The organism is Hymenobacter sp. NBH84, assembly GCF_014217645.1.
GTDB lineage: Bacteria > Bacteroidota > Bacteroidia > Cytophagales > Hymenobacteraceae > Hymenobacter > Hymenobacter profundi.
In genome coordinates this window covers 58,289-64,818 of sequence record NZ_CP043647.1, presented here as the reverse complement: position 1 = coordinate 64,818, position 6,530 = coordinate 58,289, and the positions used below count along the sequence as shown (strand labels likewise).

Sequence of the window (6,530 nt, the reverse complement as noted above, 5' to 3'; positions counted from 1 at the left end):
TGACACAAATGAAAAAAGCACTAAATTTACTGAGGGCGTTCAAGCAGCTACACCCGAATCGGGGGCAGAAGAGTTTGAGCAAGACTTCACAGTTGGTGTAGCGCAACTCAACGACTATTTGGGCCGCGCAGCTGACGGAGAAATCACCCGGGAACAACTGGTGCAGCAGGTGCCCGTGCTGGATAACACCGCCTTACTAGCGGCTTTCTATAAGACGACGAATCAAAATTCTCAGCAGATGGCCGCCGCTTTGTTCGCTGATATGCCAAGCGAGTAACGGGCTAAATGATTTAGCATTTTTCCTTTTTTCATCCATCATTTTTCTCCTTTCCCATTATTGTTATGGCTACACACATCACCTCTCGTTTTGCGAAGCGCACCAAGCTTGCCGCCCTCTTCACGGCCGCCGTACTGCTGGCCAATGCTACTGCCTCCCTCGCGCAGGGCAACGGGGCCGCCGGCATTCAGGAAGCCACCGCGCAGGTGACCAGCTACTTTGATCCGGCTACCACGCTGATCTATGCTATCGGCGCCGTGGTTGGGCTGGTTGGGGCTATCAAAGTGTTCTCAAAGTGGAACAGCGGCGACCAGGACACCCAGAAGGTGGCCATGAGTTGGTTTGGCAGCTGCATCTTCCTGGTAGTGGTCGCTACCGTGCTGCGCGCCTTCTTCCTGTAGCGGCATGAACTACTACCCAGTGAATAAGGGCGTCAACAAGCCCGTTGAATTCAAGGGGCTGGTAGGCGCACGCTACATCTTTATGCTTCTAGGTGGACTCGGCGGCGTGTTTCTGGGCTACATCGTCCTGCACGTCGCCGGGGTCAGCTCGTATCTGACGCTACCGGTGTGCATCGGAGCCGCCTTCTTCTGGATTACCCGCGTGTTCGCCCTCAGTGCCAAGTATGGGGAGCACGGCGCCATGAAACAGCAAGCCAAGGGCCGCCAGCCTAAACGCATTGTCAACCGCACACCCCGCCTCTTCAAAGACCTAGGAGCATGAGCCAACTACTGCAACCTGCCGCTACCCTGGAACAGAAGCAGCCCATCTACAAGGTGGAGCAAGGCTGCCTGATCAGCAAGAATGGGGACGTGACCGTGGCCTTTCGCCTGGAGCTACCGGAGATCTACACCCTAGCCCAGCACGAGTATGAGTCACTGCACTCAGCCTTTGTGAAAGCCGTGCGCCTGCTGCCGAATCATACGGTGGTGCACAAGCAGGACTGGTTTGTAGAGGATAAATACACGGCCTCGTTTGAAGAGGAACGGTCGATGCTCTCCCACGCCTATGAGCGCAACTTCAACGAGCGGCCGTTTCTCAACCACTACTGCTACCTGTACCTAACGAAGACGCCTAGCAGCCGCGAGAACTGGACGAGCCTATCGACACTGCTTTCCCGCTCCAAGATCGTTCCGAAGGAGATGATGGACGAGAAGCTGCTGAGCGCCTTTTTTAACGCGGTGGGGCAGTTTGTGCGCGTGCTATCGGATGCGGGTATCGGCTTCGCCCAGCTAACGGATGATGAGCTGACCGGCACCGACGAGAAAACCGGCCTGCTGGAAAAGTACCTCTCGCTCAACATGAGCGACGTGGCGCCCATGACTGACCTGGATTTCACGAGCGGCCTGAAGGTAGGCAACAAGATCTGCCAGTGTTACTCGCTGGGCAACCTGGACGATTTGCCGGTGGCCCTGAGCACCAGCGCCCGGCACAGCAACCTGAGCACCGATTACACCAACTTCTTTGTTGGCTTCACCTCGCCCGTTGGTCTTAGCCTGAACTGCAACCATATCTACAATCAGTACCTGTTTGTCGATGATGCGGCCAAGACCCTCAAGAACTTCGAGAAAAAGCGCGACAACCTGAACGCGCTGTCACTCTACTCGCGGCAGAACGCCATCAACAAAGAGTTTTACGACCGCTACCTGAACGAAGCCCACTCCGAGCAGAAGTTACCTGTACGGGCGCATGCCAACGTGTTTACCTGGACGGAGCGCGAAGCCGACCTGAAGGGCATTCGGGAGCAAACCGGCGGGGCCATCACCCTGATGGGCTGCAAGGCGCGGGAAAACACCGTGGATATCGGCGGGCTATTCTGGGCGGGCATTCCGGGCAACGCCGGCGACTTCCCCAGCGAGGAAACGTTCTACACATTTGCCGAGCCGGCCTGCTGCCTGTGGAGCGTGGAGACGAACTACCGCAGCTCCAGCTCGCCCTTCGGTATCAAGCTCTCCGACCGCATTACCGGCAAGCCGGTGCACGTGGATATTTCTGACGAACCCCGCACGAAGGGTATCATTGCCAACCGCAACAAGTTCGTGCTGGGTGGTTCCGGCTCGGGCAAGTCCTTCTTTACGAACGGCATGGTGCGGCAATACCACGAACAAGGCTCCCACGTGCTGATCGTCGATACCGGCAACAGCTACAAGGGCTTGTGTGAGCTACGCAACGGCGTGTATTTCACCTACGAGGAAAAGAAGCCCATCAGCTTCAATCCGTTCTACGTGGTAGGCAGTCCGGACGTGGAAAAGCGCCTGAGCCTGCATAACCTGTTGGTGATGCTGTGGAAGCGGGAGAATGAAGATGTTACGCAGTCGGAGTACGTCTCTATCTCGTCGGCCTTGACCCAGTACTACCAGTGGCTGGCCGTTACCCCTAGCGCGCTGGCCAGCTTCAACACGTTCTACGAGTTTTTGCAAGGACCCTTCAAAGAGTACCTGGCTACTGAGAAAGTGCGGGAGCAGGACTTTGACATGCAGAATTTCTTGTACGTGCTCAAGCCTTACTACCGGGGCGGGGAGTACGACTACCTGCTCAACTCGGCCCAGCAGCTGGATTTAACGCGGGAGTCGTTCATTGTCTTTGAAATCGACAACATCAAAGACCACCCGATTCTGTTCCCAGTGGTGACGCTGGTCATCATGGATACCTTCTTGCAGAAGATGCGCACGCTGGAAGGAGTACGGAAGATGATCCTGATCGAGGAGGCCTGGAAAGCCATTGCCACGCCGGCGATGGCCGAATACCTGAAGTACCTGTTCAAGACGGTGCGTAAGTTTCAGGGGGAAGCCGTCGTGGTGACGCAGGAGGTGAAGGACATTCTGGATAACCCGGTGGTGAAAGATACCATTATCACTCAGTCCGACTGCATGATCTTGCTGGACCTGCGCAAGTTCATGGGGCGCTTCGATGAGATACAGGAAGTGTTGGCCCTATCCGAAAAGCAAAAAGCGCTGGTGCTCAGCATCAATCAGGACCGGCGCCAAAATGTACGCTACAACGAAGTGTATATTGGCCTGGGTACGACCGTGGCCACCGTGTACGGCGTGGAGGTATCGAAGGAAGAATACGTGACCTACACCACCGAGCAGGCCGAAAAGGTGGTGCTCTTCAACAAGGTGAAAGCGGGGATGAAGATCGAGTCCGCCATTCAGGCCTACGCCCAAGAGTTGCGCGAAGCAGGATAACAAAAGGGAAAAAAGATCAACCACCCACCTACTGACTATGACTATGAAAACGCCCTATTTCTTCATGCTATCCAGCCTGCTGCTACTTTCCAGCTGCGGCCAAGACGCCGCCTCGAAAGAAGCGGAAGCTCGTGTTATCACCACTATTCAGCAAACCCTCGGTACCGGCCACACCACGTTCGTGAATGAGCTGCACACCTGGTATCAGAGTGATGTGCCGAACACGGTCAAGCTCAACCCCAAAACCGAGAGTATCTACCGTGACCACGCCGCCATCCTGCAGGAAGTGGCCACGCAGGAGCCGAAGCTAACGGCCAACCCGATTCTGACGCCTGCGCAGGCCGCGGGCATTCGGGACAAATACAAACAACTTTCCCAGGAAAGCGCCGCCAACGTGCAGGAGCTGTCGGTACTGGCCGGCGGCACCACCAGCATGAGCGAGGCCGAACAACTCACCTACGTGTCGAACCTGGCCGCCAAGCAAGCCCATCAACTTGCCTTGGTGCGCTACTACACGAAGAAGATGGCTGCCACCCTCCTGCAAAAAGAACGGCAGGCCACCACCAAGCGCCTGATGATGCAGGAGTTCGGGCACGAATAAACACGCTCTCACGAAGGACCTTTTAGGGTATGAAAAAAACACGGATTTTTCTGTGTGTGGCCGCGCTTTGCCTTTTTGGTACGCCCGCCGCGCACGCTCAGGCAGTGGTTTCCGCTCCTATTCTGGAGGGCACCAACTTCATTCAGACCGGCTTACAGGCCACGTTGAAGGCGCTCAGCACCAAAGCGAATACGCTGGTGAATGAGGGCGTAGTGGAGCAGGTGTTGACCAAGGGCTTCACCGAAAAAAACATGCTACTGGCCAAGGATTGGTACGATGGACTGCTGCAAGTCAGCAGCACCATCCGCACGTACCGGCGCGTGCAGCACATTTTCGAGCGGCAGACGGCCATCATTACCATCTACTCGAATTACATCGGCCGCTTCAAGCAAGACCCACACCTAACGCCGGCGCAAGTGGCTGGCATGGTCCGCGGCTACACGGTGCTGATTCAGGAGTCGGCTTCCTACTTGGATGAGCTGACGGCCATCGTCTCGCCGCTCAAATCGAAGATGACCGATGCCGAGCGCATGGAGCTGATTGATGCGCTCGACGACAAGGTGACCCATCAATACGACCTGGTGAGCTACTTCACCCGCCGCAACATGGCCATCTCCCTGCAACAGGCCCAGGACGCCAAGGATATGCAAACCCTTAAGCAGCTCTACGGGCTGAGCAAGTGATGAGAAAGCTACTACTGCTGCCCTTACTGGTGCTGCTCTACCGCCCCGAGGCCCGCGCGCAGGCCGTTGTCTGGATGCCCATTGCCGAAAAGCAGGCGACGAAGCAGGCCACCCACCAAGGCTTTCTGACTGCCCTGCGCGAGTTAGGAAATACCATCGTCAAGAAGGGCACCAACACCCAGGCCGTCATCAAGACGATGACCGACCAAACCGCCCAGATGCACGAAGAGTGGTACACGAGCCTGCTCAAAATCAACTCGGTAGTGCGCGACTATCAGCGGGTGAAAAACATCTGGAGCTACCAAGACCGGATTCTATCTCTCTACACGCAGAACATCACCCAGCTGCGCAGCAACCCCTACCTGACGCCTACCCAGATACAAGGCATGGTGCGCGGCTACACCGTGCTCATGACGGAGAACGTGGGGCTGCTCGATGATTTGACGACCATCCTCACGCCGGGCGCCGCGAAAATGACGGACGCCCAGCGGCTGAAGTTCATCAACCGGCTGTCGGATAAGGTAACGCATCAATACGAGCTGGTTTCCTACTTCACCAAGCGCAACCAGGCCATTGCCGCCCAGCAAACCAAAGCGGCCCAGGACAGCAAACTACTCCGTCAACTCTACGGCCTTTCCAACTAACCACTGCCATGCTGCTATATCTCTCCTCCCTGCTACTCCAGGTGTCTATTCCGGTCGTCAGCCTGCAACAGATGCTGGATAACCTCTACGACGAAATGCTGCCGCTGTGCGCTGATCTGATTAACGTCGGCCGGGCGCTGGGCGGGCTGGGTGCGCTGGTGTTCATTGCCGGCAAGGTGTGGCGCAGCATGGCTGCCGCCGAGCCCATCGACGTGTTCCCGCTGCTGCGGCCGTTCGCTATCGGGCTGGTGATTACCTTCTTTCCTTCCATGCTGGCCGTGATGAACGGCGTGCTGGGCGGCATCTCGTCAGCTACCGGCTCAGTGGTGCGTACGCAGAATCAAAACATCATTCAGTTGCAGGAGCGCAAGAACGCCCTACTGGCGGCGCGGCCCGAAAATGCGCCCTACGAATCAGATGAGGCATTTGATAAGGAACTGGAAAGCAAGGATGCTCTGGACTTCGGCGGCAAGGCCTCGCTGTACTTCAACCGCATGGCCTACAGCGTGCAGAAGGATTTCCGCGAGTGGATCCGGAACGTGCTGGAACTGTTCCACGACTCGGCCGCGCTGGTCATTAGCACTATCCGCACCTTCTTTCTGATTATCCTCTCGATCATCGGGCCGATCAGCTTCGGCTTTGCCATCTGGCCCGGCTTCGAGAGCACGCTAACCAACTGGTTTTCGCGCTACGTCAATACGTTTCTGTGGCTGCCGGTGGCCAACATCTTCGGCGCTATCATCGCCCGCATTCAGGTGATGATGCTCAACGCGGACATTACCCGCATTCAGAATGGGGTTGATCTGGAAAAGGCCGACTACGGCTACATGATTTTCCTGGTGATTGCCATTTGCGGCTACTTCACCGTGCCCTCGGTGGCCAGCTGGATTGTCTCGGCTAGTGGCATGACCAACATTACCCGCTTCGCCACGAGCAAGGCCGCCGGTGCCGGCAGCATGGCCGCGAGTGTGGCCGGGGCTGGTGCTGGGCAAGTGGCCGGCCGTGCGGTTGCTGTGGGCCAGGCCATGCTTGGGGGTGCCGCTCCCGGCCCGCCCTCAGTGGGAAATCCTTCAGGATATAAAAACACAGCCTAGACAAGTAGTTGATTATCAGGTTTCCCGGCGACCTGCGGAAAAC

8 protein-coding genes are annotated in these 6,530 nt (G+C 56.9%); all 8 read left to right on the top strand.

The window, feature by feature from the left end:
- Window positions 1-277: hypothetical protein (locus F1C16_RS21755; protein WP_185284649.1), on the top strand; the 277-nt coding region annotated here is incomplete at its 5' end.
- Window positions 278-342: 65 nt separating this feature from the next.
- Window positions 343-678, top strand: coding sequence for a DUF4134 domain-containing protein (locus F1C16_RS21750; protein ID WP_185284648.1), 336 nt, complete (start codon window positions 343-345; stop codon window positions 676-678).
- Window positions 679-682: 4 nt separating this feature from the next.
- Window positions 683-1,000 carry a DUF4133 domain-containing protein gene (locus F1C16_RS21745; protein ID WP_185284647.1) on the top strand — a complete coding sequence of 106 codons (318 nt, stop codon included), beginning with the start codon at window positions 683-685 and terminating at the stop codon, window positions 998-1,000.
- Complete coding sequence (locus tag F1C16_RS21740) at window positions 997-3,465, top strand: TraG family conjugative transposon ATPase (protein WP_185284646.1); 2,469 nt, start codon at window positions 997-999, stop codon at window positions 3,463-3,465. The genes F1C16_RS21745 and F1C16_RS21740 overlap by 4 nt, the downstream gene beginning before the upstream one ends.
- Window positions 3,466-3,508: 43 nt before the next feature.
- On the top strand, window positions 3,509-4,066 hold the full coding sequence (locus F1C16_RS21735) for a hypothetical protein (protein ID WP_185284645.1): 558 nt from the start codon (window positions 3,509-3,511) through the stop codon (window positions 4,064-4,066).
- Between the two features lie 29 nt (window positions 4,067-4,095).
- Window positions 4,096-4,749 (top strand): hypothetical protein, encoded by a 654-nt coding sequence (locus F1C16_RS21730; RefSeq protein ID WP_185284644.1) that lies wholly within the window; start codon window positions 4,096-4,098, stop codon window positions 4,747-4,749.
- Window positions 4,749-5,393 carry a hypothetical protein gene (locus tag F1C16_RS21725; protein ID WP_185284643.1) on the top strand — a complete coding sequence of 215 codons (645 nt, stop codon included), beginning with the start codon at window positions 4,749-4,751 and terminating at the stop codon, window positions 5,391-5,393. The genes F1C16_RS21730 and F1C16_RS21725 overlap by 1 nt, the downstream gene beginning before the upstream one ends.
- Window positions 5,394-5,401: 8 nt before the next feature.
- Window positions 5,402-6,487, top strand: coding sequence for a conjugative transposon protein TraJ (gene traJ, locus F1C16_RS21720; RefSeq protein WP_185284642.1), 1,086 nt, complete (start codon window positions 5,402-5,404; stop codon window positions 6,485-6,487).
- Window positions 6,488-6,530 lie beyond the last annotated feature (43 nt).

Coding starts and splice junctions, on each gene's coding strand:
- F1C16_RS21725 (WP_185284643.1), top strand. CDS start 4,749: ATGAGAAAGCTACTACTGCTGCCCTTACTGGTGCTGCTCTACCGCCCC.
- F1C16_RS21730 (WP_185284644.1), top strand. CDS start 4,096: ATGAAAAAAACACGGATTTTTCTGTGTGTGGCCGCGCTTTGCCTTTTT.
- F1C16_RS21735 (WP_185284645.1), top strand. CDS start 3,509: ATGAAAACGCCCTATTTCTTCATGCTATCCAGCCTGCTGCTACTTTCC.
- F1C16_RS21750 (WP_185284648.1), top strand. CDS start 343: ATGGCTACACACATCACCTCTCGTTTTGCGAAGCGCACCAAGCTTGCC.
- F1C16_RS21745 (WP_185284647.1), top strand. CDS start 683: ATGAACTACTACCCAGTGAATAAGGGCGTCAACAAGCCCGTTGAATTC.
- traJ (WP_185284642.1), top strand. CDS start 5,402: ATGCTGCTATATCTCTCCTCCCTGCTACTCCAGGTGTCTATTCCGGTC.
- F1C16_RS21740 (WP_185284646.1), top strand. CDS start 997: ATGAGCCAACTACTGCAACCTGCCGCTACCCTGGAACAGAAGCAGCCC.